Source organism: Pseudorhodoferax soli (assembly GCF_003337555.1).
Lineage (GTDB): Bacteria > Pseudomonadota > Gammaproteobacteria > Burkholderiales > Burkholderiaceae_C > Pseudorhodoferax > Pseudorhodoferax soli.
Genome location: NZ_QPJK01000001.1, coordinates 1,367,733 through 1,394,659 on the forward strand (window position 1 = coordinate 1,367,733; position 26,927 = coordinate 1,394,659).

General features: G+C 69.1%; 14 protein-coding genes and 2 pseudogenes. 15 read left to right on the plus strand and 1 reads right to left on the minus strand.

What is annotated here, in order from left to right:
- Positions 1 to 4 precede the first annotated feature (4 nt).
- From DES41_RS06270 to DES41_RS06290, 5 genes and pseudogenes are all read left to right on the plus strand, one after another.
- A complete protein-coding gene (locus tag DES41_RS06270; RefSeq protein ID WP_114466696.1) occupies positions 5 to 394 on the plus strand; it encodes a response regulator in 390 nt (129 codons plus the stop codon).
- Positions 391 to 888, plus strand: a complete 498-nt coding sequence (locus DES41_RS06275) for a chemotaxis protein CheW (RefSeq protein WP_114466697.1) — start codon at positions 391 to 393, stop codon at positions 886 to 888. Before DES41_RS06270 ends, DES41_RS06275 begins: the two co-directional genes overlap by 4 nt.
- A 16-nt stretch (positions 889 to 904) precedes the next feature.
- A pseudogene (locus tag DES41_RS06280) lies at positions 905 to 1,267 on the plus strand (methyl-accepting chemotaxis protein); the annotation flags it as partial.
- 44 nt (positions 1,268 to 1,311) lie between these two features.
- Positions 1,312 to 6,327 carry a hybrid sensor histidine kinase/response regulator gene (locus DES41_RS06285; protein ID WP_245965575.1) on the plus strand — a complete coding sequence of 1,672 codons (5,016 nt, stop codon included), beginning with the start codon at positions 1,312 to 1,314 and terminating at the stop codon, positions 6,325 to 6,327.
- Between the two features lie 231 nt (positions 6,328 to 6,558).
- Complete coding sequence (locus DES41_RS06290) at positions 6,559 to 6,897, plus strand: PRC-barrel domain-containing protein (RefSeq protein ID WP_114466863.1); 339 nt, start codon at positions 6,559 to 6,561, stop codon at positions 6,895 to 6,897.
- On the opposite strand, the gene DES41_RS06295 is transcribed toward DES41_RS06290, so the two are convergent.
- Positions 6,898 to 8,388, minus strand: coding sequence for a cryptochrome/photolyase family protein (locus DES41_RS06295; protein WP_114466699.1), 1,491 nt, complete (start codon positions 8,386 to 8,388; stop codon positions 6,898 to 6,900).
- 41 nt (positions 8,389 to 8,429) lie between these two features.
- Between DES41_RS06295 and DES41_RS06300 the strand changes: the two genes are divergently transcribed.
- The 10 genes and pseudogenes from DES41_RS06300 to DES41_RS06340 all read left to right on the plus strand — a co-directional run bounded on the left by DES41_RS06300 (position 8,430) and on the right by DES41_RS06340 (position 26,839).
- Positions 8,430 to 9,029: a YqgE/AlgH family protein gene (locus tag DES41_RS06300; RefSeq protein WP_114466700.1), complete on the plus strand. Its 600-nt coding sequence runs from the start codon at positions 8,430 to 8,432 to the stop codon at positions 9,027 to 9,029.
- Entirely contained in the window at positions 9,026 to 9,448 is a 423-nt protein-coding gene (gene ruvX, locus DES41_RS06305) for a Holliday junction resolvase RuvX (RefSeq protein WP_114466701.1), read from the plus strand. The genes DES41_RS06300 and ruvX overlap by 4 nt, the downstream gene beginning before the upstream one ends.
- Positions 9,445 to 9,942: a bifunctional pyr operon transcriptional regulator/uracil phosphoribosyltransferase PyrR gene (gene pyrR, locus DES41_RS06310; RefSeq protein ID WP_114466702.1), complete on the plus strand. Its 498-nt coding sequence runs from the start codon at positions 9,445 to 9,447 to the stop codon at positions 9,940 to 9,942. The genes ruvX and pyrR overlap by 4 nt, the downstream gene beginning before the upstream one ends.
- 2 nt (positions 9,943 to 9,944) lie before the next feature.
- Positions 9,945 to 10,907, plus strand: a complete 963-nt coding sequence (locus DES41_RS06315; RefSeq protein WP_114466703.1) for an aspartate carbamoyltransferase catalytic subunit — start codon at positions 9,945 to 9,947, stop codon at positions 10,905 to 10,907.
- Between the two features lie 2 nt (positions 10,908 to 10,909).
- Complete coding sequence (locus DES41_RS06320; protein WP_114466864.1) at positions 10,910 to 12,205, plus strand: dihydroorotase; 1,296 nt, start codon at positions 10,910 to 10,912, stop codon at positions 12,203 to 12,205.
- Positions 12,206 to 12,210: 5 nt separating this feature from the next.
- Positions 12,211 to 12,954 (plus strand): lysophospholipid acyltransferase family protein, encoded by a 744-nt coding sequence (locus tag DES41_RS06325; protein WP_114466704.1) that lies wholly within the window; start codon positions 12,211 to 12,213, stop codon positions 12,952 to 12,954.
- A 472-nt stretch (positions 12,955 to 13,426) separates the two neighbouring features.
- A complete protein-coding gene (locus tag DES41_RS06330) occupies positions 13,427 to 15,178 on the plus strand; it encodes a ShlB/FhaC/HecB family hemolysin secretion/activation protein (protein ID WP_114466705.1) in 1,752 nt (583 codons plus the stop codon).
- Between the two features lie 82 nt (positions 15,179 to 15,260).
- A pseudogene (locus DES41_RS39795) lies at positions 15,261 to 16,076 on the plus strand (filamentous hemagglutinin N-terminal domain-containing protein); the annotation flags it as partial.
- A gap of 180 nt (positions 16,077 to 16,256) precedes the next feature.
- A complete protein-coding gene (locus DES41_RS06335; RefSeq protein ID WP_245965577.1) occupies positions 16,257 to 26,588 on the plus strand; it encodes a hemagglutinin repeat-containing protein in 10,332 nt (3,443 codons plus the stop codon).
- The gene (locus DES41_RS06340) at positions 26,585 to 26,839 is read left to right on the plus strand and encodes a YrhB domain-containing protein (protein WP_114466707.1); all 255 of its coding nucleotides are present in this window, start codon (positions 26,585 to 26,587) and stop codon (positions 26,837 to 26,839) included. The genes DES41_RS06335 and DES41_RS06340 overlap by 4 nt, the downstream gene beginning before the upstream one ends.
- Positions 26,840 to 26,927 lie beyond the last annotated feature (88 nt).

Below are 26,927 nucleotides of genomic sequence, written 5' to 3' on the forward strand. Positions count from 1 at the left end.
CACCATGACGACCGCCACCCCCAGCCTGCGCGTGATGGTGGTCGACGACAGCAACACCATCCGCCGCAGCGCCGAGATCTTCCTCAAGCAGGGCGGCCACGAGGTATTGCTGGCCGAAGACGGCTTCGACGCGCTGGCCAAGGTCAACGACCACGCGCCGCAGCTGATCTTCTGCGACATCCTGATGCCCAAGCTCGATGGCTACCAGACCTGCGCAATCATCAAGCGCAACGCGCGCTTCGCCGACATCCCGGTGGTCATGCTGTCGTCCAAGGACAGCGTGTTCGACAAGGCGCGCGGCCGCATGGTCGGTTCGCTCGACCACCTGACCAAGCCCTTCACCAAGGACCAGCTGCTGCAGGCCGTGCTGCAGTACGGGCGCGCTGACGCGTGAGCCCGCCCGCCACCGGCAGCGCGATGGCTGAGCCCGACGCCTCCCTCCCCCTGCCGCCCGCGCACTGGCTCGCCGTGCAGGCCGGCGACCAGCGCTGCCTCGTGCCGCTGGCCCAGGCCGGCGAGATCTTTCCGTGGACCGCCGTGCAGCCCACGCCCTACACGCGCACCTGGTTCCTGGGCGTGGCCAACCTGCGCGGCGAACTCTGCGGCGTGGTCGATCTGGGGCGCTTCCTGCACCGCGATCAGGAGGCCGCGGCGGCCGACCCCAAGCTGCTGGGCTTTCATCCCGCCATCGGCCTGAACTGCGCGCTGCGCATCGACCGGCTGCTGGGCCTGCGCGCGGCCGAGGCCTTCGCCCCCTCGGCGGCCGGTGTGCCGCCAGCACAGGCCTGGCTCGGCCCGCTGCTCACAGATGCCGAGGGCCATTCCTGGCAGACCCTGGACCTGCAGGCGCTGGCGCAGGCGCCCGCCTTCCTGGCCATCGATGCCTGAGCGCGCTGCCGCCGGCCTGCACGGCGCCATCGGCGCCATGAACACGCTGCGCGTGCAGATCCAGGACGCGGCCAAGCGCATCAAGCGCCTGGGCGAATCGTCCCAGCAGATGGGCGAGATCGCGGCACTGGCCGCCGATCTCGCCGAGCAGGCCCAGGTGCTGGCGCTGAACGCCGCCATCCAGGCCGCGCCGGCCAACGCGTCCGGCCAGGGCCTGGCAACCGTGGCGGGCGAGGCACAGCGCCTGGCGGCGCGCTCGGCCGACGCCGCCAGGCTGGTCGCCGGGCTCGTGCAGGCCCTGCAGTCCGACACGCACGATGCCGCGGCGGCCATGGAGCGCGCCACGCAAGGCGTGGTGGCCGGTGCGCGGCTGCTCGACGGCATGGCCGTGCCTTCCCCCGTGCCCAGCCCGACAGAACCGACGTGAACGAGACCACCGCCCCGCCGCTTTCGCCCCACGACCTCGGCCCCGTGGCCTGGGTGCTCGAAGAACTGCGCCGCACGCTGGACGCTGCCGCCAAATGCCTGCACCGCTACCGGCGCGAGGCCGATGCCGCGGGCACCGCCTTCCACGTGCCCGGCCTGCAGCACCTGCTCCAGGCCGGACAGCTGCTGCACCAGTGCGCAGGCGCGCTGCATCTGGTCGAGCAGCCGGCCTGCGCCGCGCTGGCCGACGCCATGGAAGCCGCCGTGCAGCGTTTCGCTGAGCAGCGCACGCCCTGCACCGACGAAGCCGTCGCACAGGTCGAGCAGGCGGGCCTGGCCATCGTCGAATACCTGCAGGCCCTGCTGTCGGGCAAGCCCGTGGCACCGGTCGAACTGTTCCCGCAGTACCGCGAGGTGCAGGCGCTGGCCGGTGCCGAGCGCAGTCGCCCTGTCGACCTGTGGACGCCGCCGCCTGCCGATGCCGCGCCGCCCGCGCCGCCAGTGCAGTTGCCGGCCGGGATCGAAGCGCTGCAGCCCGGGCCCGCCCTGCGCAGCCGCCTGGACCAGGCCGTGCTCAAGGTCGTGAAGACCGCCGACCCCGCCGCTGCGCTGGCGCTGCACGACCTGGCCCTGGGCCTGGCCGCTGGCAGCGACGCGCCGGCACGGCGCAGCTTCTGGCAACTGGCGGCTGGCTACTTCCAGGCGCTGGCGCTGGGCCTGGTGCCGGCCGACCTGTACACCAAGCGCATCGCCTCGGGCGTGCTGACGCAGTACGCCGCCCTGGCGCGCGGCGAGGCCGAGCCGGCCGCCGCGCTGCTGCAGGAACTGCTGTTCTACTGCGCCGGCGCCGTGCCGCCGGCGGACACCGGCCAGGCCGGCACGCTGGCCGCCGTGCGCGCCGCCCATGGCCTGGGCGCCAGCGGCACGGCCGACTACGCGCAGCGCCGTTTCGGCCGGTTCCCCCCGGCCCTGCTGGCACAGGCGCGCAAACGCATCGCCGCGGCCAGCGAAACCTGGGCGGCCGTGGCCGGCGGCGACGCCCACCAGCTGCGCACCGCACACGAGCAGCTGCTGCCACTTGCCGATGCGCTGGCCCGGCTGCACGACGACAGCGCCCCGCTCGCACAGGCCCTGCTGCAGGCCGTCGAAGCCGCCTGGCGCGTGGGCGGCACGCCGCCCGTGCCGCCCTCGCCTGCGCTGGCGCTCGAAGTGGCCACGGCGCTGCTGTATCTGGACACCGCCTATGCCGACCTGGACCGCAGCGGCGCCGACCTGCGTGCGCGTGCGGCCCAGCTGGCCGAACGGCTCGCGCTGGTGCGCCAGGGCCAGGCGCCCGAGCCCATGGAAGGCTGGATGGAGGCGCTCTACCACGGCGTCAGCGAGCGCCAGACCATGGGCAGCGTGGTGGCCGAACTGGGCCGCACGCTGGCCGAGATCGAGCAGGCACTGGACCAGTTCTTCCGCGCGCCGCGCGAGAAGGGCGTGCTCGGCAAGGTGGTCGCCCAGCTCACGCAGCTGCGCGGCGTGCTCTCGGTGCTGGACCTGGAGCAGGCCGCCCATGCCGTGCTGCGCATGCGCGAGACCGTGGACGGCTACATGGCCGACCAGGTGGACGACACAGCCGCGCGCAACACCAGCTTCGAGCGCCTGGGCAGCAGCCTGGGCGCACTCGGTTTCCTGGTCGGCATGCTGGGCTACCAGCGCCACCTGGCGCAGCAGCTGTTCGTCTACGACGAGGCGCAAGGCCTGTTCCGCCTGCGCGGGGGCAGCGCGGCGGACGGCGCGGCGCCGGCAGCCGAGCCACCGTCCGACACCGACACCGATACCGATACCGACGCTGAGCTCGACACCGGCACCGAATTCGACACCGACACTGAAGTCGAGAGCGCCACCGACGTCGAAACCGAGGCCCATGCCGACACGCATGCCGACCTGCTGCAGATCTTCACCGACGAGGCCCAGTCCGTCGTGCAGAGCGGCCAGGCCGCGGTGCAGGCGCTGCAGGCCGCGCCCGACGCGCGCGCGCCGCTGGAGCAGCTGCGCCGCGCCTTCCACACGCTCAAGGGCAGTGCCCGCATGGTCCAGCAGGAGGGTTTCGGTGCCGCCGCCTGGTCCTTCGAGGAACTGCTGAACGCCCGGCTGGACCAGGGCCACGCGGCCGATGCCGCGCTGCTGCAGGCCACCCAGCAGGCGCTGCAGGATCTGGCCGGCTGGATTGCCGACATCGCCGCCGGACGCGACGGCGCGCACCGTCTGGCGGCCTTGCAGGCGGCGGCCGCCGCCTTGCGCGCGCCACCGCTCGCCGCGGAGTCCGCCCCGTCCGCCGAAGCACTGCAAGCGCCGCGCCCCGATGCAGGCGACGACGACGACGACCATTTCCGCCAGGTCGGCCCGCTGCGCATCGCGCTGCCGCTCTACAACGCCTTCCTCAACGACGCCGACGAGTGGTCGCGCCAGTTGCAGACCGAACTCGGCGAATGGGCACTGCAGCAACCGCTGCCGCCCGCAGCCAGCAGCCCCGCGCTGGCCCGTGCGCTGGCCGACAGTGCCGCTGGGGTGGGCTTCGACGGCCTGGCCCAGCTCGCCGACCTGCTCGCCCGGGTGCTGGGCGGCGCCCCACCCCGCGCCACCCAGCCCGTGCTGGACGCCGCCGAAGAGATCCGGCGCCTGCTGCACCAGTTCGCAGCCGGCTTTCTCAAGCCCGCGCGCGACGGTGTCGTGCAGGCACTCAAGGCCTTGCAGGAAACCGCGCCGGAGGGCGCCGCATTCGAGGAAGAGATCGACAACCAGGACGCCCTTGACGCCGACCTCTTCCCTGTCTTCGAGGACGAGGCCGCCGAACTGCTGCCACAGCTGTCGGCCGCGCTGCGCCGCTGGCAGGCCGCGCAGCCCACGCCGGCCGACGCATCGGCGCGCCAGGCCGTGCTGCGCGCGCTGCACACGCTCAAGGGCAGTGCGCGGCTGGCCGGTGCATTGCGGTTGGGCGCGCTTGCGCACCGGCTCGAGAGCGCCGCAGAGCAGGTGCCCGACGACGCGCCGCCGCGCCAGCTCGATCCGCTGCTGGCCCATGCCGACCGGTTGCAGCAGGCGTTCGACCAGCTGCGCAGCCAGGTGCGGGGCCTGGCCGCGCCGCTGGACGAGGCCGCGGTGGTGCACGCCCCCCGCCCCGTGTCCGGGCAGTCGGTGCGGGTGCGCGCGCAGCTGCTGGACCAGCTCGTCAGCGGTGCCGGCGAGGTGCTGATCACGCGTGCGCGCATGGAGGCACGCCTCGGCGAACTCGGCGGTGCGCTCGGCGCGATGGACAGCGGGCTCGAGCAGCTGCGCCAGCAACTGCGCGAACTGGAGACGCAGACCGAATCGCAGATCCAGGCCAGGCTGGCGCAGGCCGGCGACGGCCTGGACGCCTTCGATCCGCTGGAGTTCGACCGCTTTACGCGCACGCAGGAACTGGCGCGCGGCATGGCCGAGGCCGTGGCCGAGCTGGCCGCCGCGCAGCGCCAGCTGCATCGCGGTCTGCAGGGCACGCAGGACGACCTCGCCGCCCAGGGCCGGCAGGCCCGCGCGCTGCAGCGTGAACTGCTGCGCACGCGCACGGTTCCGTTCGAGGCCATCGCCGAGCGGCTGTACGGCGCCGTGCGCCAGAGCGCCAAGGAGACCGGCCGCACGGTGCGGCTGGACCTCGCCGGTGGCGGCATCGAACTGGACCGCGGCGTGCTCGACCGCCTGGCGCCGGTGTTCGAGCACCTGCTGCGCAACGCCGTCACGCACGGCATCGAGGACGAAGCCGCGCGCAGCGCGGCCGGCAAGCCGGCCAGCGGCGCCATCGCCATCAGCGTGGCGCACGGGGGCAACGACATCGCCTTCACCATCACCGACGACGGCCGCGGCCTGGACGTGCCGCGCATCCAGGCGCGCGCCGCCACGCTGGGCCTGCTGACGGGCGATGCGCCGCTGACGCCCGACCAGGCCGCCGCACTGGTGTTCCTGCCCGGCTTCACGACCGCGACCGCGGTGACGGCCATGGCCGGCCGCGGCATCGGCATGGATGTGGTGCGCACCGAGGTCCACGCGCTGGGCGGCCGCATCGAAACGACGAGCACACCCGGCGCGGGCACGCAGTTCAAGCTCGTGCTGCCGCTGACCACGGCCGCCACCCAGGTGGTGCTGGTGCGCGTGGGCCAGCAGACCTTCGGCATTCCGACGCACCTGGTCGAGGCCGTGCGCCGCCTGGCGCCGGCAGAACTGGCGCAGTGCTATGCGCGCGAGCAGTGGGTCGAGGACGGCGAGCCGCTGGCCTTCTACTGGGCCGGCGCGCTGCTGCAATGCGCCATCGCCCGGCCCGCCGCGCGCGAACGCCATGCCAGCGTGCTGCTGCTGCACAGCGCGCAGCAGCGCCTGGCCCTGCACGTGGACGAGGTTTTGGGCCACCAGGAGGTGGTGGTCAAGAACCTGGGGCCGCAGCTGGCGCGCCTGCCCGGCCTGGCCGGCATGTCGGTGCTGGCTTCCGGCGCCGTGCTGCTGCTGTACAACCCCGTCGCGCTGGCCGCCGTCTATGGCGTGATGGCACGCCAGGCCCAGCACGAACACGCGTTGCGCAACGGCGATGGCAGCCCGGCGCCGGACCCGACGGTCGCGCCGGCCCCGCTGGTGCTGGTGGTGGACGATTCCGTGACGGTGCGGCACGTGACACAACGCCTGCTGCAGCGCGCCGGCTGGCGCGTGGCACTGGCCGCCGACGGCGTGCAGGCGCTCGAACAGCTGCGGGCCGAGCGGCCGGTGCTGGTGGTGACCGACATCGAGATGCCGCAGATGGACGGCTATGCGCTGACCCAGGCCATCCGCGCCGACGAACAGCTGGCCGACCTGCCCATCGTGGTGATCAGCTCACGCACAGCCGACAGGCACCGCGAGCATGCGCTGGCGCTCGGCGTGGACCACTACCTGGGCAAGCCGTATGCCGAAGAGGAGCTGCTGGCCCTGGTGCGGCACCATGCCGCTGACGCACCGCCCTGAACGCCAGTGCGGGGCGGCGCCGCCCCCAGCGCCAGGGCGACGGCAACACATCCGGCCGCCCGGTGGAGTCTGGCGGGCAATGCAGCGAAAAGCGGCGGCCCTTGGCCCGTGCCCGCCTCCATCGCCCAGCCTACGCAGGACGTGGGCCAGCACCGACAGCCGCCCCGGCCTGCGCGTGCGACAACCATGGACATCGGGGCCGCCGGCCTCGCAACCTGCAAGGAGAACTCCATGTCCAGTCCCACCATCACCTCCGACAAGGTCGAAGGCACGACCGTCTACGACGCCAAGGGCGGCAAGCTCGGCAGCATCGACAACCTCGTCATCGACAAGCGCTCGGGCCTGGTGCGCTACGCCGCACTGGAGTTCGGCGGCTTCCTGGGCATCGGCACCGACCGCTATCCGATCCCCTGGCCCATGCTGAAGTACGACACCGCGCTGGACGGCTACGTGGTGCCGCTGGACGCCAACACGCTGGACAACGCGCCGCGCTACACGCGCGAAGAGCAACCCGACTACAGCGACGACTACGGCCGCCGCGTGTACGAGCACTACGGCGTCACCTGGTGATCAGCGCCGCTTGGCCGGCTTCTTGCCGGCCAGCGGCTTCTTGACCACGGCATAGCGCGCCAGCGTGCGCTCGCGCGCCTCGGCGTGGTCGACCACCGGGCGCGGATAGTCGCGCCCCAGTTCCACGCCCGCCGCGGCCAACTCGATGGCGCTGGCACGCCAGGGCGCGTGCACCAGCGGGGGCGGCAGGTTCTCCAGCTGCGGCAGGTAGCGCCGGATGAACTTGCCCTCGGCGTCGAAGCGCTCGCTTTGCGTGACCGGGTTGAAGATGCGGAAGTAGGGTTGCGCATCGCAGCCTGTGGAAGCAGCCCACTGCCAGCCGCCGTTGTTGGCCGACAGGTCGAAATCGTTGAGCTTCTCGGCGAAGTAGGCCTCCCCCCAGCGCCAGTCCAGCCCCAGGTGCTTGGTCAAAAAGCTGGCCGCCACCATGCGCAGCCGGTTGTGCATGTAGCCGCTCTGGTTGATTTGCGCCATGGCGGCATCCACCAGCGGATAGCCCGTGCGGCCCTCGCACCAGGCCGCGAACAGCGCCTCCGCATGCTTGCCGCGCTCCCACTTGATGGCGTCGTATTCGGGCTTGAAGGCCGACTCCGCCGCGTGCGGAAAGTGCGCCAGGATCTGCATGTAGAAGTCGCGCCAGATCAGCTCGGACAGCCACACCGCCGGCCCCTGCATGCCCTGCACCGTCAGTTGCTGCGCACTCGAGGCCAGCTGGCGGATCGACACCGTGCCGAAGCGCAGGTGCACGCCCAGGTAGCTCGGCCCCTTCACGGCCGGGTAGTCGCGCGCCAGGTGGTACTGGTCCATGCGGTCGAAGAACTCCTCGAACAGCTGTTGGCCGCCGCTGGCGCCCAGCGGGATCTTGAGTTCCGCAAGGTTGGTCGGCTCGAAGCCGATGTCCGCCAGGCTGGGCACCGGCCGGCGCTCGCCCTCGGGCCGCGGCGCCAGCGCCTCGGCATGGCGCGCCACGGGGTAGGACGACAGGTAGAACGCATCCACCTTCTTGAGCCAGGCGGCCTTGTAGGGCGTGAACACGCTGTAGGGCGTGCCGGCCTGGGTCATGACCTCGCCGCGCTCGAAGATCGCCTGGTCCTTGCTGGTGAGCAGCGCCGCGCCCATGCCGGCCAGCGCACCGCGCACCTGGGCATCGCGCGCCATGGCGGGCGGCTCGTCGTCGTGGTTGGCGAACACGGCCTGGGCGTGCAGCGCGTGGGCCAGCTCGGGAATCTGCTGGCGTGCCGAACCCAGGCGCCAGATCAGCCCCGCCTGCGGTGCCAGCCGGCGCAGCGCGGCATCGAGTTCGTCCAGCGCCGCCAGGATGAACTCCACGCGGCGGTCGGCCCGCGGCAGGGCGTCCAGGATGTCGGTGTCCAGGATGAAGACGCAGTGCAATTGCCGGCATGCGCGCAGTGCGTGGTAGAGCGCAGCGTTGTCAAAAGCGCGCAAATCGCGCCGAAACCACATCAATCCAGTGGCGAACTTCTTTTCCATGCGGCAAATCCGGAACGGGGGCGTCGCTAAAATCACGGTTTATGAGTTCAGATTCTGCGCCGATGAACCTCACGCATCATTTCCTGATCGCGATGCCGGGTTTGGAAGACGAAAACTTCGCGCGCAGTGTGGTGTACCTGTGCGAGCACAGCGAACGCGGCGCGCTGGGCCTGGTCATCAACAAGCCCAGCGACATCAACCTGAAGAAGCTGTTCGACAAGGTCGACCTGCCCCTGCGGCGCGACGACCTGACCGACAGCCCGGTGTTCCAGGGCGGCCCGGTGCAGACCGAACGCGGCTTCGTGCTGCACGAGGCCGTGATGGCGGCGCCCCCGCACGACAGCGAAAGCATCTACGCCTCCACCATGACGATCCCGGGCGGGCTGGAGATGACCACCTCCAAGGACGTGCTGGAAGCGCTGTCCACCGGCGCCGGCCCGAAGAAGGTGCTGGTCTCGCTGGGCTACTCGGCCTGGGGCGAAGGGCAGCTCGAATCCGAACTGGCCGAGAACAGCTGGCTGACCGTGGAAGCCGACGCGGCGGTGATCTTCGACACGCCGATCGAACAGCGCTACGACCGGGCCCTGCTGCTGCTGGGCCTGCAGTCCTGGATGTTGTCGCCGGATGCGGGGCACGCGTGAGTTCAGCGCCAGCCACGTCCGACGCCGTTCCCGCGCACTTCCAATCCTTTCTGGCCTTCGACTACGGTACCAAGCGCACCGGAGTCGCCGTCGGCAACCGCTTCACGCGCACGGCCACCCCTCAGAGCACGATCCGCGCCGAGGGCGATGCGCGCTTCACCCAGATCGACGCCCGCGTGCGCGAATGGCAGCCCGACGCGCTGGTCGTCGGCGTGCCCTTCCACCCGGACGGCGCTTCGCACGAGAACACGGCGCGCGCACTGCGCTTTGCGCGCCAGCTGCGCGGGCGCTGCAAGCTGCCCGTCTACGAGGTGGACGAGCGCTACACCACCACCGAAGCCCACAGCCTGGGCGCGCGCGACGCCGATGCGGCCGCGGCCTGCATCATCCTCGAACAGTTCCTGAGAAACCTGCCATGAGTACCCTGACCCTCGACGCCGAGGCCTTGTACGCCGAGCTGCTGCGCGGCGTGCGGCCGCTGTGCACGCAAGACATCCAACTGGTGGGCATCGCTTCCGGCGGTGCCTGGCTGGCCGAGCGCCTGCAGGCCGACCTGCAGCGCGCCGGCAAGCCAGGTGTGATCTCGTCGGCCATGCACCGCGACGACTACGGCCAGCGCGGCATGGTGGCCGGCGCCAGCGCCACGGCGCTGGACTTCGATGTGACCGGCGCGCACATCGTGCTGCTGGACGATGTGCTCTACACCGGCCGCACCATCCGCGCCGCCCTCAACGAACTGTTCGACTACGGCCGCCCGGCCAGTGTGCGCCTGGCGGTGCTGGTGGACCGCGGCGGGCGCGAACTGCCGATCCAGGCCGACTTTGCCGCCGCGCGCGTGGCGCTGCCGGCCGGCCAGTCGCTGGCCCTGGCCCGCAGCGATGCCGGCGCCTTCAGTTTCGAGATCAAGGGGTGAGCATGCTGGCCAGAGGCAACCCCCAACTCAACAAGAACGGCGAACTGATCCACCTGCTGTCCATCGAGGGCCTGCCCAGGGACATCCTCACGCAGATCCTGGACACCGCCGCCAACTTCGTCAGCGTGGGCGACCGCGAGGTCAAGAAGGTGCCGCTGCTGCGCGGCAAGAGCGTGTTCAACCTGTTCTTCGAGAACAGCACGCGCACGCGCACCACCTTCGAGATCGCGGCCAAGCGGCTCTCGGCCGACGTGATCAACCTGGACATCGCGCGCTCCTCGGCCGCCAAGGGCGAATCGCTGCTGGACACCATCGCCAACCTGTCGGCCATGGCGGCCGACCTGTTCGTGGTGCGGCACAGCGAATCGGGCGCGCCCTACCTGATCGCCCAGCATGTGGCGCCGCATGTGCATGTCATCAACGCTGGCGACGGCCGGCACGCGCACCCCACGCAGGGGCTGCTCGACATGTACACCATCCGCCACTACAAGAAGGATTTCAGCAACCTCACGGTGGCCATCGTCGGCGACGTGCTGCACTCGCGCGTGGCGCGCTCGGACATCCACGGCCTGACCACGCTGGGCTGCGCCGAGGTGCGCGTGGTCGGCCCCAAGACGCTGGTGCCCGGCGACATGGCGCAGATGGGCGTGCGGGTGTGCCACACGCTGGAAGAAGGCATCAAGGACTGCGACGTGGTCATCATGCTGCGGCTGCAGAACGAACGCATGAGCGGCGCGCTGCTGCCGTCGAGCCAGGAGTACTTCAAGAGCTTCGGCCTCACGCCCGAGAAGCTCGCCCTGGCCAAGCCCGACGCCATCGTCATGCACCCTGGCCCGATCAACCGCGGCGTGGAGATCGATTCGGCGGTGGTCGACGGCAAGCAGGCCGTGATCCTGCCGCAGGTCACCTTCGGCATCGCCGTGCGCATGGCGGTGATGGGCATCGTCGCAGGCAACGAGGCATGAGCATGAAGACGCTGATTCAAAACGGCCGCGTGATCGACCCGGCATCGGGCCGCGACACCGCCGCCGACATCGCCATTGCCTCGGGCCGCATCGTGTCCATCGGCAACGTCTCGGCCGAGTTCAAGCCCGACCGCACCATCGACGCCAGCGGCCTCGTGGTCATGCCCGGCCTGGTGGACCTGTCCATGCGCCTGCGCGAACCCGGCCACGAACACGAAGGCATGCTGGAAAGCGAGATGGCCGCTGCCGTGGCCGGCGGTGTGACCAGCCTGGTCTGCCCGCCCGACACCGACCCCGTGCTCGACGAGCCCGGCCTGGTGGAGATGCTCAAGTTCCGCGCCGAGAAGCTGCACCAGTCGCGCGTGTTCCCGCAGGGCGCGCTCACGCGCGGCCTGGCTGGCGAGGTGCTGACCGAGATGGTCGAGCTGACGGAAGCCGGCTGCATCGGCTTCGGCCAGGCCGAAGTGCCGCTGGCCAACACCCAGGTGCTGCAGCGCGCGCTGCAGTACGCGGCGACCTTCGGCCTCACCGTGTTCCTGCGGCCGCAGGACCGCGACCTGGGCAAGGGCGTGGCCGCCAGCGGCCCGCTGGCCACGCGCATGGGCCTGTCGGGCGTGCCCGTGATCGCCGAGACCATCGCGCTGCTGACCATCTTCGAACTCGTGAAGGTGACCGGCGCGCGCGTGCACCTGTCGCGCATCTCGAGCGCCGCCGGCATCGAACTCGTGCGCCAGGCGCTTGCCGACGGCCTGCCGATCAGCTGCGACGTGAGCATCAACTCGCTGCACCTGACCGACCAGGACATCGGCTACTTCGACAGCCGCGCCCGCGTGAGCCCGCCGCTGCGCCAGCAGCGCGACCGCGATGCACTGCGCGCCGCGCTGGCCGACGGCACGGTGCAGGCCCTGGTGTCCGACCACACCCCGGTGGACGCCGACGCCAAGACCCTGCCCTTCGCCGAGGCCGAGCCCGGTGCCACCGGCGTGGAGCTGCTGCTGAGCCTGGCCTTGAAATGGGCCGAGGAACAAGGCGTGCCGCTGCCGCAGGCGCTGGCCACCGTCACGAACCAGCCGGCCGCCCTGCTGGGCAGCGCGCTCGGCACGCTGCAGGCCAGCCTGGGCCAGCTCGTCGAAGGCGGCGTGGCCGACATCTGCGTGTTCGATCCGGCCGCGCGCTGGACGGTGACCGACGAAGCCCTGCAGAGCCAGGGCAAGCACACGGCCTTCACGGGCTACGAGCTGCCGGGCCGCGTGCGCTTCACCCTGGTCGGCGGCCACCTGGCCCACGACGCCAGCTGAGCCCAATGCGCCACGCGCGCGCGCTGTGGCGCCTGCTGCGCCTGATCGGCCATGGCGCCGCCGGCCTGTGGACCATCCGCACGCGCTTTGCAGGCTGGGCGCCACGCCAGCGCGAGCAGGCCGTGCAGGCCTGGGCCGCGCGCGTGCTGGAACTCTCCGGCATCGGCCTGCAGGTCAGCGGCGAGCCCATGGCCGCCGGCCCCGTGCTGCTGGTGGCCAACCACATCTCCTGGCTGGACATCGTGGTGATGCACGCAGCGGGCTACTGCCGCTTCGTCTCCAAGGCCGACGTGGCGCACTGGCCGTTGATCGGCAGCCTGGCCACGGGGGCGGGCACGCTGTACATCGAGCGTGCCTCGCGCCGCGACGCCATGCGCGTGGTGCACCACATGCGCGACCGGCTCGCGGCGGGCGACGTGGTGGCCATCTTCCCCGAGGGCACGACCGGCGACGGGCGTGCGCTGCTGCCCTTTCATGCCAATCTGGTGCAGGCCGCGATCAGCGCCGACGTGCCGGTGCAGCCGCTGGCGCTGCGCTTTGCGGACGCCAAGACGGGCGCGACCAGTTTCGCGCCGAGCTTCGTGGGCGATGAGACGCTGGTGGGGTCGGTGTGGCGCACGCTAGCGGCCGAGGGGCTGGTGGCGCAGGTGCGGTATGGGGTGCCGCAATACCACGAAGGCCGCGACCGGCGTGCTTGGGCGCAGGCACTGCACGCCGAGGTCGAGTGGCTGCACCGCCAAACCTTCTGAACACAGCGTAGAGCCGGCTCAGCCCGCCGGATTTCATCCGCCACAACGTGCGCACGCTGTTCAAGGCCGAGCACGCCTGCGCAGCATCGCCGATCTACAGGGCAAGAGCGTGGGGACGACCACCGGCACCACTCTGCCGGCCATGGTCAATGGCCCCGAGCTCGCCTCGTCGCCAAAAGCGAAGGCCCTGGCAGCGCGAGGGTGCACGCACATCGCCCTGGCGCACTTCAGCACGGCGCGGGCGCAGGCCGTCTGCACAGGCCAGGACCCTGCAGGTACTGACGACGGTGGACGGCGCGTGCGGTCTGCGTGCACTCGGCCGCAAGCAAGCCACGGTGCACGAAGACAATTTCACGGTTTTCGTATGCACTTCGTTCGGAGTTTTTCCAGGGAGAATTTCGTCACGCGCTGAATACAAAAGTAACAAGACGATACGAAGGCACGGCACCCCTGCCGTACAGGAGCGCCTTCCATGCCGTCCACCATCTCCGCATCGCGCCGTTCTGGCCGCTGCACCGCCCTAGTTTGCTGGCTGCTCACCGCCAGCAGTGCCAGCCTGGCCCAGGTGCCTCCGCCAGCTGATGCAGCGGTGGAAGAACTGCGCAGGCAGGAACGCCAACGCCTGCTGCGCGAGCAGTTCGAACGCGGCGCCGATGTGCGGGTGCCGGTGCCGGAAGTCCCGGCCACCAGCCGCCTGCCCAGCGACGAGCAACCGTGCTTTCGCATCGACGCGCTGGCGCTGCAGGGTGCTGAGCCCTTCCCCTGGCTCGCCGCCGCTGCCGCCGGACCTGATGGCGACGACAGCCCGGTCGGCCGCTGCCTGGGGACGCGGGGCATCAACGCGGTACTGGCACGCCTGCAGCAAGCCCTCGTGGCGCGCGGCTGGATCACCTCGCTCGTGCTGGCCGCACCACAGGATCTGGCCACGGGAGAGCTGCGGCTGAACGTCGTTCCGGGTCGCATCGCCGCCATCCGCAGCGCCGCCGGCGCGACCTCGCTCGGCCTGCGCAGCGCCGTACCGGCCGCCCCTGGCGACCTGCTGAACCTGCGCGACATCGAGCAGGGGCTGGAGAACTACAAGCGACTGCCTACGGTAGAGGCCGATATCCGCATCGAGCCGGCCCAGGGCGAGGGCGCGGAGCCTGGCGACAGCGACCTGGTGATCGATGTCCGCCGCGCCCCCCGCGCCCTGGGGCCGCTGCGCCTGTCCATGGGCCTGGACGACAGCGGCACGCGCGCGACCGGCCGGCTGCAGGCCAACGCCACGCTGGCGTGGGACGGGCCGCTGGGCCTCAACGATCTGGCCTACCTGAACCTGCAGCACGGCATGTTCAATCCACAGGGGCGCGGCACCGGCGGCGCCACGGTCCACTATTCCGTTCCGTTCGGCGACTGGTTGCTCGGTGCCACGGCCAGCCGCAGCCGCTACCACCAGCGCGTCGCCGGCCTGCAACAGGACTATGTCTACGCGGGCGCATCGCGCAATTTCCAGGTGCAGGTCACCCGGCTGTTGCACCGCGGCCAACGCCACAAAACCAGCCTGACCCTGGGTGCGTTTCGCCGCAGCAACAGCAGCTTCATCGACGACACGGAAATCGAGGTTCAGCGCCGTGTGGTCGGCGGCTGGTCGCTCGAACTGGCGCACCGTGCATTCATCGCGCTCGAAGATGGCAACACGGCAACGCTGGACGCCAGCCTGGGCTGGCGTCGGGGCACCGGGGCCTTCGGCGCACAGCCGGCGCCCGAGCAGGCATTCGGCGAAGGCACCGCCCGCTTCGCGCTCGCCACCGCAGAGGCCTCGCTGCAATGGCCGCTGCAGTGGGGCACGCAGCGCCTGGCCTACACCGGCCAGGCCCGCGCGCAATGGAACCGCACACCCCTGGCAGCACCTGAGCGCTTCGGCATCGGCAGCCGCTACACCGTGCGTGGTTTCGACGGTGAAAGCAGCCTGCTGGCCGACCGCGGCTGGCTGCTGCGCAACGAACTCGCCTGGACGCTCGGCACCAGCGGCACCGCGCTGTACGCCGGTCTGGACTTCGGCCGTGTCGGTGGGCCCTCCGCGCGCCAGTTGCCCGGCCGCAGCCTGGCAGGCGCGGTGCTGGGGCTGCGTGGCCAGCACGGTGCGTTCAGCTGGGACGTGTTCGCCGGCACTCCCTTGCGCAAGCCGCAAGCCATGCACAGCAGTTCCCCAAGCCTCGGCTTCAGCCTGCAGCTGAGCTTCTGACATTCATACGGTTCGAGAAAGAGAGTCCACCATGAACAAGAATTTGCATCGCATCGTCTTCAACGCTGCGCGCGGCCAGCGCATGGCCGTCCAGGAAACGGCGCGCAGCGCCGGCAAGGCGGCGAGTGGCACAACGGTGCTCGTGGCTGCTTCTCTGATCACGCTTGCTGCAGTGCCAGCCATGGGCCAGATCGCCGCCGATCCGAATGCCTCCGGTTCCCTGCGCCCCACCGTGCTGGCCGCCCCTGGCGGTGCGGCGCTGGTCAACATCCAGACGCCCAGCGCAGCCGGCGTCTCGCGCAACGTGTACCGCCAGTTCGACGTCGGCCCGCAGGGCGCGGTACTCAACAACAGCCGCACCGCCGCGCAGACGCGCTTGGCTGGGCAGGTGGCAGGCAACCCATGGCTGGCACGGGGGCCCGCGCGCATCATCCTGAATGAGGTCAACAGCGCAGACCCCAGCCGCTTGCGCGGCTATGTCGAGGTGGCGGGCCAACGCGCGGAGGTCGTGATCGCCAATCCATCCGGCATCCAGGTCGATGGCGCTGGCTTCATCAACACCAACCGCGCCACGCTCACCACCGGATCGCCCCAGTTCGGCGCGGCCGGTGCACTGGATGGCTTCCTGGTGCGCGGCGGCACCATCGTCATCGACGGCGCGGGGCTGGATGCAGCCAGCACCGACTACGTGGCCATCCTGTCGCGGGCATTGCGGGTCAACGCCGGCATCTGGGCCAGCGACCTGACGGCAGTGGTCGGCACGGATGGCGCCACCGGCGTGGCACCGAAACCGGTCAGTGGTGCCACACCGGTGTTCGCGCTGGACGTGTCGGCACTTGGCGGCATGTACGCCGGCAAGATCACGCTGGTCGGCACTGGGGCCGGCGTCGGCGTGCGCAATGCGGGCCACATCGGCGCCGGCGTCGGCGGGCTGGTCGTCACTGCTTCCGGCCGGCTGGAGAATGCCGGCACGCTGGAAGGCGGGCGCGTCGAGCTTGCCAGCGGTGAGGACATCCACAACCGCGGCGGCCGCATCCACCAGGCCGGCAGCATGGTCCTGCAACTGGCCGGCAGCACGGTGCGCAACAGCGCGGGCGGCCAGATCGGCATGCCAACGCGAGCGGCAGCCAACACAGCGAACACCGAAGCCGCAACCCTCGCGGCAAGCGCGCCCACCACGGCACCGGGTGTGTCCGCCGTTGCCGATCCAACGCCGCAGGCGCCTTCTCCCGCTGGCACGCCCGGCAGCGTCACTGCGCAGGGTACGCTGCACAACGAAGGCGGACGCATCGATGCCGCCGGCACCCTCACGCTGCAGGCGCACGACATCGACAACACAGGCGGGGCTATGCACATCGAGCGCCTGTCGTTCGACGGGCGCCACTTCGGCAATGCGGCTGGCCAGCTCAGCGTGCGTGGCGACTTCAGCGCCAGCGCAGAGCGCTTCGACAACGCCGGCGGCCAGTTGCAAGCCGGCCGCATCGCCATCGTGAGCCGCAGCGACCTGGACAACCGTGGCGGCCAGATCACCACCACGGGGGGCGATCTGGTGCTGCAGGCCAGCATGCTGGCCAACGCCGGTGGCCGTGTCGAGGTTGCTGGCGACGGCCGCCTGTCGATCAATACCGAACAACTCGACGGCGGCAACGGTACCCTGCAGACCGGTGGTGCGCTGGCGTTGCGCGCCCGTGAAGCGACGCACGCCGGCCACTTGCAGGCCGGACAGGTGGCGATCGAGACCACGCGCCTGCACAACAGCGGCCAGATCGTCCAGACCGGCGCAGGCCCGATGCGCCTCGTGGCAGATGAGGGGCTCGACAACCGAGGCGGCAGCATCACGAGCCATGGCGTCGACATGGCCGTGCAGACGGCCCATCTGTCCAACCACGGCGGCCAGATCGCGCACACAGGCGCCGGGCAGCTGAGCATCCAGACGGAGCGGCTGGACGGCGGCAACGGCACCATCGCAAGCAGTGGCCGCCTTTCCGTGCAAGCGGGCGAGCTGCAGCAAGGCGGGCACATGCAGGCGGCCGGGATCGAAATCGCGGCCACGCGCCTGGACAACCGCGGCGGCGACATCGTACAGACCGGCGAAGCCGCCATGCGGATCGCGGCCAAGGCGCTGGACAACAGCGGCGGGCGCATCGCCACAAACGCCGCCGATCTGCGCATCGAGAGCGCAACACTGGACAACCGCGCGGGCAGCATCGAGCACGCTGGCGCCGGACTCCTGGAGCTTCGCGCGGACCGTGTCGAAGGCGATGGCGGACGGGTTGTCAGCAATGGCGCCCTGCATCTGCAGGCCACCGAGATCGCGCATGGCGGTGGCGCCACGATGTCGGCCGAGCAGATCACACTGGAGGCGACCCGCCTGGTCAACGCCGCGGGCGAGATCGTTCAGCGCGGTAGCGGCAGCCAGAGCATGCGCATCATGGTGCGCGAAGACCTCGACAACAGAGGCGGCCGCGTCGCGGGCAATGCCAATGACATGGAGCTCCAAGCAGGCCGTCTCGCCAACGCCGGCGGCAGCATCGCACACGCCGGTCGCGGCGCGCTGAGCATCACATCGGGCCAGCTCGATGGCGGCGACGGCCGCATCCTTGGCGGCGGCAGCTTGCTGCTGCAAGGCATGCAACTGACGCTGGCAGGCAGCGTGCAAGCCCAGCAGATCGCCATTTCCGCCGCCACGTTAGACAACCGCGGCGAGATCGTACAGACAGGCGACGCCAGCATGCGGCTGTCCGCCAGTGGCAGGCTCAGCAACCAGGGTGGCCGGATCGCTGCCAATGCACAGGAACTCCGGATCCACGCCGGCACCTTGGACAACACCGACGGCACGATCGAGCATGCTGGCGCAGGCCGGTTGCAGATCCAGGCCGGCCGCCTGGACGGCAACGGCGGCAGCATCGTCGGCAACGGCCTGCTGCAGATCGAGGCGGAACAGATCGCCCATGGTCGTGGCGCCCGCATGGCCGCAGAACAAATTGCCGTGGTCGCCGCGCGTCTGGACAACCAGGCCGGCGAGATCGTTCAACGCGGCACGCAGGCCATGGCCATCACAGCCAGCGAGGCCTTGGACAACCGCGGCGGCCGCATCGCCAGCAATGCGATCGACATGGCACTGCAGTCCGCAACCATCGCCAACGACGGTGGCCAGATGGTCCACGCCGGCATCGGCAGGCTGGCCATCGATGCGGGCCGGATGGAGGGCGGCGATGGCCACATCACCAGCAACGGCATGCTGGCGGTGCTGGCCGACACCGTCGCCAACCATGGCGGCCTGCAGGCGGCGCAGATCGGCATGGCCACCCGGGTCCTCGACAACCGCGGCGGCCAGATCACGCAGACGGGCAACCAGGCCATGCGGCTGGTCGCCACCGAAGCGCTGAACAACACGGGCGGCAGCATCGCCAGCAATGCCCAGGACATGGAACTGCGGTCTGCGTCGATCACGAACGGCGCAGGCCACATCGAACACGCCGGCAACGGCCAGCTTGCGATCCACGCCGAAACACTGCACGGCGGCGATGGCAGCCTCGTCAGCAACGCCGCTCTCGTGCTGCACGCCGGGCAGATCACGCACGCAGGCCGCATGCAGGCGGACCGGATCGACATCCAGGCGGCCGCGCTGGACAACCGCGGCGGCCACATCGTGCAGACCGGGACGGCGGACATGCGCATCGCCGTCGCGGCACAGCTCGACAACCGCGGCGGCCGCCTTGCCGGCAACGCACGCGACATGGACATCACCGCGGCCACGCTGGCCAACGCCGGCGGCGAGATCGCGCATGCCGGCACCGGTCGCCTCGCCATCGCCGCGGAGCAGCTCGACGCTGGCAATGGCCGCATCCTGGGCAACGGCGAACTGCGCGTGCAGGCACATAGCCTGTCCCACAGCGGCACCATGCAGGCCGACCGCATCGTGATCGACGCAGGCACCCTTGCCAATACGGGACTGATCGCCCAGACCGGCGAGACCGCCATGCAGGTGCGCACAAGCGGCATGCTGGACAACCGCGGTGGGCGCATCGCCGGCAACGGCCATGACATGGCGCTACAGGCCGAGCAGGTGGCCAACGCTGGTGGCCACATCGCGCACGCGGGCAGCGGCCAGCTCTCGCTGACGGCCGTACGGTTCGACGGCGGCGACGGCGAGGTCATCGGCAACGGCACGTTGGCATTGCAGGCCGTGGAGGTGCGCAACGCAGGTCGCCTGCACGCGGCCCGCATCGCCATCGACGCCACCGACCTCGCCAACAGCGGAGAGATCCTGCAGACAGGAGCAGGCCAGGCGCGCGTGTCGGTTGGCGCGACGCTGGACAACCGCGCAGGGCTGATTGGCACGGCGGCCGGCAGCAACGCCGACCTGGCACTGTCCGCCGGGCAGGTGCTGAACCAGAACGGGCGGCTGCAGGCCGACGGGACGCTCGCCCTGCGCGCTGGCATCGACCTGCACAACACCGGTGGTCTGCTGCGCGGCGGCAACGCGCTGGACGTCGAGTTGGGTGGACAACTGCGCAATGCCGGCGGCGCGCTGGAGGCGACCGGCCCCGGTGCGTCCCTGGCACTGCAGGCTGCTGCCATCGACAACCAGGACGGGCGCATCGTCAACACCGGCACCGGCGCCAGCCGCATCGCGGCCGCCAGCATTGTCAATGCCGGCGCTGCCGGCCTGATTGGCACCAACGGTGCGCTGCAACTGTCAGCCGCCACATTGGACAACCTGGCCGGTGCAGAGCTCTCGTCCGGCCAGACGCTGGATCTGGCCGTCACGGAACAGGTGCGCAACCGCAGCAGCATCGCCAGCGGTGGCGGCGTCAACCTGGAACAGGCGAGCGCCCGGTTGGACAACAGCGGCGGCAGCATCGTTGCGGCGGGATCGAGCCGCATCGCTGTCGCGCAGCTGCAGAACGATGGCGGCCGCATTGCCACGGCGACAGGATCCCAGGCCGACCTGGTGCTGGTGGCGGGCAGCCTGTCCAACGGGGAGGGCATCTTGTCCAGCGACCGCGATCTGAGCGTCCAGGTCGAGGGCGATCACACCCATGCCGGCCTGGCCCATGCAGCGCGCGACCTCGCATTGAAAGCTGGCGGCGCGCTGCGCAACGACGGCGTCTTGCGCGCCAGCGGCACCCTCACCGCCGACGCACAGGACATGAACAACATGGCGGGCGCCAGCATCGAGGCGGGGCACGTGGTCCTGCGCGCCGCTGGCGCATTGCACAACGGCGGCGAGATTGGAGGGAGCAGCGCAGCGCTGCATGCCGACGCGCTGACCAACCACGGCGCAATCACAGCGGGTGCACTGTCCATCACGGCGCGCACGCTTGACAACATCGGGCCGCAGGCCCTGCTCGGTGCCACCGACGACCTGGAGCTGCAGGCCACACAGGCCCTGTCGAACACGGATGGCGCCAGCGTCTATGCGGGCCGCGACATCCGCATCACCACAGGCGCGCTGCTGAACCGCAGCGCCACCATCGAGGCCGGGCGCCACATCGCCATCGACGCGGCCACGGTGTTGAACGAACGGCCTGGCGTCGCCGTGGCGCGTGTCGTCACGCTGGAAGAGAACCACACGATGCGCATGCCGTCATGGTGGCAGAACCGCGACCGGAACGGCAATGGCTACACACCGGAAGGAACCAACTACTCCGCCTACCAGGTGTCCTACATCAACCCTGCGGACATCCTGGAGCAAAGCACCGTCTACACCCCCGACGGCTATGCGATCGGCCGCGTGGTGGTCCGCACCCATGCCAACGACAGCGTGTTTTTCAGCGGGCGCGCCGGTCGCGCATCGGCCGACGGCAAGCACTGGGGCCAGGCCGAACGCATGACCGGCGCGGACGGAACGCGCGTGCTGTACTACACGGCGCGCCAGGACGGCGTGCCCAACCCGGACCAGGTTCCCGGCGTGACCAGCGGCGTCTGGGAAAACGCACAGGTGCACACGATGGACTCCTCACGCGTGGCGTTCAGTCCCGCCTATGGCAGTTGCACCACCAACTGCGTGCGCTTCGTCGCGCCGCTGGACTACACGGACCCGAACACGACCATCATCCGCGACACACAGAGCGTGCTGGGGCCCAACACCTCCCTGTCTGAGTTGCAACGCGATGCCCATGTCATCGCCACCGAGGATCGCCTCGCTCCCGGTGCCGGCACCGCTGGACGCATCGCCGCCGGCGGCGACATCCGCGTCAACTTCTCCGACTGGATGCTCAACGACCACAGTGACATCGTGGCGGGTGGTGCACTCGCCCTGCACGGCGCCGACGGCGCGGCCTTCGAGAACCGGGCCACGACGCTGCTGCGCACCTGGCGCTTCGACGGCACGCGCCACTATGCCAACGGCACGTCGGCTGCCTACCGTCAGCCGGACAAGACGGAGATCATCGGCAGCATCGGCGCAGCTGTGTCGGGCCAGCAGGTCGACATCCAGGCCGGCAGCATCCGCAACGTCGACACCTCCGCCGGCAGCCATGCCAACCTCACCGCGGATCTGCGCTTGAGTTCCGGTGTCACGCCGCAGGCCGGCACCACGCGGCGCATTCAGAACGGCATGTTGGCCGCGCAGGCCGGCGGCGGCGTCAGCGTACATGCACAGGCGGCAGACCGACCCGCAGCAGACATTGCGCTGGGCAGCGCGGAAGGCGCGGGGCACGGAGGGGCTGCACAGGGCGCCAGCGCCACCGCGACAAACGGCACCGACATCGCCATACGTGCGCAGGCCAGCACGGGCGGCAGCGGCCTGTTTCAGCAGCAGCCCGCGGCGGAAGGCCGGACCCTTTACGCCACGCACCCGCGCTTTGCCAATGCCAAGCCCTGGGTCTCCAGCGACAGCATGCTGCAGACCCTTGGACTGGACCCGGCACTGGTGCTGAAGCGCCTGGGCGACGGCTTCATGGAGCAACAGCGCATCCGCGAGCAGATCACCGCGCAGACCGGCCGGCACCATCTGGCCGGCTACAGCGACGACGACGCCCAATACGCCGCCCTGCTGAACGCAGGCGCATCGTCGGCGCAAGCCCTGGATCTGCGTGTGGGCGTGGCGCTGACCGCCGCGCAGATGGCCCAGCTCACCAGCGACATCGTGTGGCTCGAGCGCCAACGCGTCACCCTGCCGGACGGCAGTACGCAGGAGGTGTTGGCCCCGCGTCTGTACCTCGCCCATCTGGGAGAAGCCACGGTGCGCCCGCATGGCGCACTGGTGACCGGCGACGACGTGCGATTGCAAGGCCAGGACATCCTGAACCGCGGCGGCGTCATCGGGCAGGCGTCCACGGGCCGTACGGTGCTCGTGGCCAGCCGCGACATCATCAACCAGGGCGGCACCGTGCAAGGGCGCGACGTGGCCCTGGTGGCCGCGCGGGACGTGCGCAACGAGAGCCTGGCGATCACGCAGGACTGGAGCGCGTCGAACGCGCGGGCCAGCGTCACCGGCAGCCACACCAGCTTGTCGAACACCGCGCGCATCGAGGCCGGCCGCACATTGCAGATCCAGGCGGGACAGGACGTGCAGGACACCGCCGGGCACATCGCTGCCGGTGGCACGGCCAACGTGCAAGCCGGCCGCGACATTGCGTTCGGCACGGTGGACATCGGACACGACTACCGCATGCAGATGGGGCTCGCCAGCGCCGCCAGCAACAGCCGCCAAGCCCATGCGGCCCAGATCGGAGCCGGCGACGACCTGGTGTTGTCCGCCGGGCGCGACCTGCAACTGAACGGCACCCAGGCCCGCGCCGGCGGCGACGCGCTGGTCATCGCCGGACGGGAGCTGAACCTGCAGGCCGTCGCCAGCACCTCCAGCAGCGACCTGCGCAACGATCCTGCCGGCTCGCGCTACCGCCAGACCCACAGCCAGACCACGGTGCAAGGCGCCAGCGTGCAGGCCGGCCATGATCTGTCCATGCGTGCGGGCGCCTTGGAGTCGGGTGACCTCAAGGTCACCGGCAGCACGGTGAGCGCCAAAGGCGACGTGCAACTGGGTGCCAGCCGTGACGTGGTGTTGGCCTCCGCACAGACCAGCAGCCTCACGGACCACTACACGCACAGCAAAAGCAGCGGCCTGTTCTCCAAGAGCTCCACCACGGAACGGGATGTCGTCAGCGTCTCGGGCGTGAAGGGCAGCAGCGTCAGCGGCAACACTGTGGCAATCAACGCAAGCCGCGACATCGTGGCGCAAGCAGCGCTCTTGCAGTCCGAAGGCGCCATGCACCTGGCTGCCACACGCGACATTGCCCTGACCACAGCGGACCAGACGGTCACCGAAACCCACTTCAAGGACGTGCGCAAGAGCGCTACCGCCCTGGGCAAGATCACCGGCCTGGCTTTGGGCGGCGGCTCGCTGGGGCAGACGGCCATCGTCGGCGGCAAATTCATCAGCAGCAACGCGGCGCTGAACGACGCCACCGAGACGCGCACAGCTGCCATCGGCACCACCGTCTCGGCCGGCAGCCTGCAGATGGCGAGCGGCCGTGACATCACCGTGCAAGGCGCCACCATGGTGGCTGATCACGACATCACTGCCGTGGCGGGGCGCAACCTCACCATCGAAAGCGCACAGAACAGCTATCGCACCGGCAGCCGTGTCGCGACCAGCCGGAGCGGCTCGGTCGGCACGTTCACCAATCCGGCTTTGGGAAACATCAAACAAAGCCAGAGCAGCCAAGGCAGCGGTGTCACCCAGTCTGCCAGCAGCGTCGCCAGCCTGCAGGGCGATGTGACTCTGATTGCGGGGGGGCGCTATGCGCAAACCGCGAGCAGCGTGCTGGCGGCCGGCCAGGGTGGCACCCTTGTGGGTGGCGACGTGCACATCCAGGCCCGAGACGTGGTCATCGGCGAAGCCTTCAACACCAGCGAGTCCAGCAGCCATAGCCGGTCCAGCAGCACGGTGTTGGGCGGCAGTGCCAGCGTGGCCGGCATCAGCATCGACACGCTGCGAAACGCGGGCGGCACCTTGGAGGCCATGAGCAACACCAGCGATGGCCGCATGCAGGCGTTGGGCGCGGTCAACCTGGCTCTGCAGGGAAAGCAGGCCTACGACGCGGCCATGTCGATTGCCAAGGGCGCGGTGGGCTACAAGGTCAGCGCCAGCATCAGTCACAGCAAGAGCGAAAGTCAAAGCACCGCAAGCAGCCGCGCAGCAGTCGGTTCCAGCATCGTGGGGGCCGACCGGGTCAGCATCGTAGCCACCGGCGGCGCAGCCGACTCCAACATCCGGGTGGTCGGCTCCACCATCGGCGCGGGCAGCACAGCCCATCTGCAGGCCGACAACACCATTGGCTTGGAAGCCAGCCAGAGCAGCTCGGAGCAACAAGGCAGCAACCGCAGCAGTGGTGCCAGCGTAGGTGTCAGCTTTGGCGCCGGCGCGCAGAACGGCTTCACCATCGAGTTGGGCGTCAGCAAAGGCAAGGGAATCCAGAACGGCAGCGAAGTGCTGCACACCAACACGCACGTCACAGGCGGCGAGGCCGTTCACATCGTCAGCGGCAGCAACCTGACGCTCAAAGGCGCGGTGGTCGACGCTCCACAAATCAGGGCCGATGTCGGTGGCGACCTGCGCATCGAGAGCCTGCAGGACACAAGCGAGCAGATCGCGCGGCAAAGCAGTTCGGGCCTGAACCTGAGCTTGTGTATCCCGCCGATCTGCTATGGCACCTCGACCGTGAGCGGCAGCGCCGCGGCCGCCAAAGCGAATGGCAGCTATGCCAGCGTGGTGGAGAAAAGCGGCATCAAGGCCGGTGATGGTGGGTTCCAGGTGCAAGTACAAGGCAGCACCGATCTGAAGGGCGGCGTGGTCAGCAGCACGCAGGCGGCGATCGATGCGAAGTTGAACGAGTTCAACACAGCGAGCCTGACCAGCAGCGACATCCAGAACCACAACGTCTACAAGGCCAGCAGCTATGCGGTGAGCGCCAGCCTCTCGGCGGGAATGGGCAAGAAGGAGTCAGCCAAGACGGAGGAGCAGCAGCGTGCGGCCGCAAGTGCAGCCAAGACAACACCGGGTGGCAGCGCTGGGGCTGGTCGGATCAACGTCAGCGAAGCCAGCACGACCGCATCAGGCATCAGTGGCATTGCTGGGGACACCAAGGTGCGGACCGGGGACGCCAGCAGCACCGGCGCACTGGTCAAGGACTGGAATGCACAGGCGCTGCTCCAGGATGTGCAAGCCCAGGCTCGGATCACGCAAGAATTTGGGCAGCACGCCAGCAGAGCTGTGGGTGACTATGCACAGCAGAAGCACACCGAACTTGTGAACTCCGATCCCGCCGAAGCGGCGAAGTGGGCCGAGGGTGGCGTCTATCGCGTGGCTGCGCATGCGGCGGTTGCTGGGTTGGCCACGGGTACAGGGGGCGCGATTGGAGCAGCAGCCAGTGCGTCCTTAGTGCCTCGCCTCGGAGAGAACATTGCCAACCTGGAGCTTCCGGCGCCGCTCAAGGAGGTGGTAGTCCTCGCGGTTGGCACTGCCGTTGGCGCACTCGCTGGCGGTACCGTGGGCGCAACGGCGGGAATGAACGAAACGGCGAATAACTATTTGACTTCAGCCGACCTGCGCAACCGCCATCAGCGCCTCAAAGCTTGTCAGGATGCCGGTGACTCCATGTGTGAGGTGCAGGCGCTGCGTGAGTACGAACTTAAGAGCGCCGTTAACTCCGCCTTGATTGACCGAAATTCTGTTCTCACCAAGTCCTCGCTTGAAGTTATTCGCACAGCGCTTGAACGGTCGCTTGAAAGTGCATCTGTTGATAGTGAAACTCGCCAGCAAACGCAGACAAGCATTCGTGAACTAAACACTATAGTCTCCTCCATTGAAAAGTCGCCAGTTCTCGCTGATGCAGCAGAGCTAGCGCTTATAGCGGCAGATTTAATAGGTCTGACCAAGGCGATCGGGGCGGTTAAACCGCTAATCACCGCATTCGCACCACGCCTGTATCCGAACATTTCAGAAGCACAAATCCTTGAGAAATTAGGCACACAAAGCAGACTAGGGCAGACACCGCAACTCGTCGATATAGCTGATGCCGGTTCAGTGAAGCAAATAAATCCCACAGGCTCGACCCAAAATTGTACAAACTGTGTTGCAGTCGTGGACAACCTCCTTAGAACTGGCAATCCCGCAAGTGCGCTGCCCCTTGAGAACCCGCTACCGTATGAGGCACTAGAATCAATTTACAATATACGGATGAGCGGCTGGGCAACTCGCCGTGCAATCGAAAGCAGCTTGCTAGCAAAAGGAGAAGGTTCTCGCGCCGTGGTTTATGGAACCGACGGAGTAACAGGCCATGTATGGAACGCAGTTGTTCAAAAAGGAAGAGTAAACTATATTGATGGACAACTACAAGGAAGCGGGCTCGTAAATTTCACAGACTTTAATTACTTCCGGTTTGGAATCTTGCCATGACAATTGATTTTTCAGAAGCAAAGAGTAAGGCTATCGAGCACCTCAAAACCATGGAATCCAATGCAAACGGAGTCCCATATGTTCTCATTGAAGAGAAAATTCGAGAAACACCAAATGGATGGTATTTTCCATACCAGTCTCTCGACTTCCTAAAATCCGGTGATTTTTCGAAATCGCTCATCGGAAATTGGCCGTTGTTTGTAGATCGACAAGGAAACATTTCCACGGGGCGCCCCACGCCAAAAGGTTGATCAATCGAAATGCGGGCCGATCCTAAGTAGGTGCGCCCGCCTACCCGCGCCACGATGGCCGGCGTTAAGGAAGCTCTGCTTTAACTGC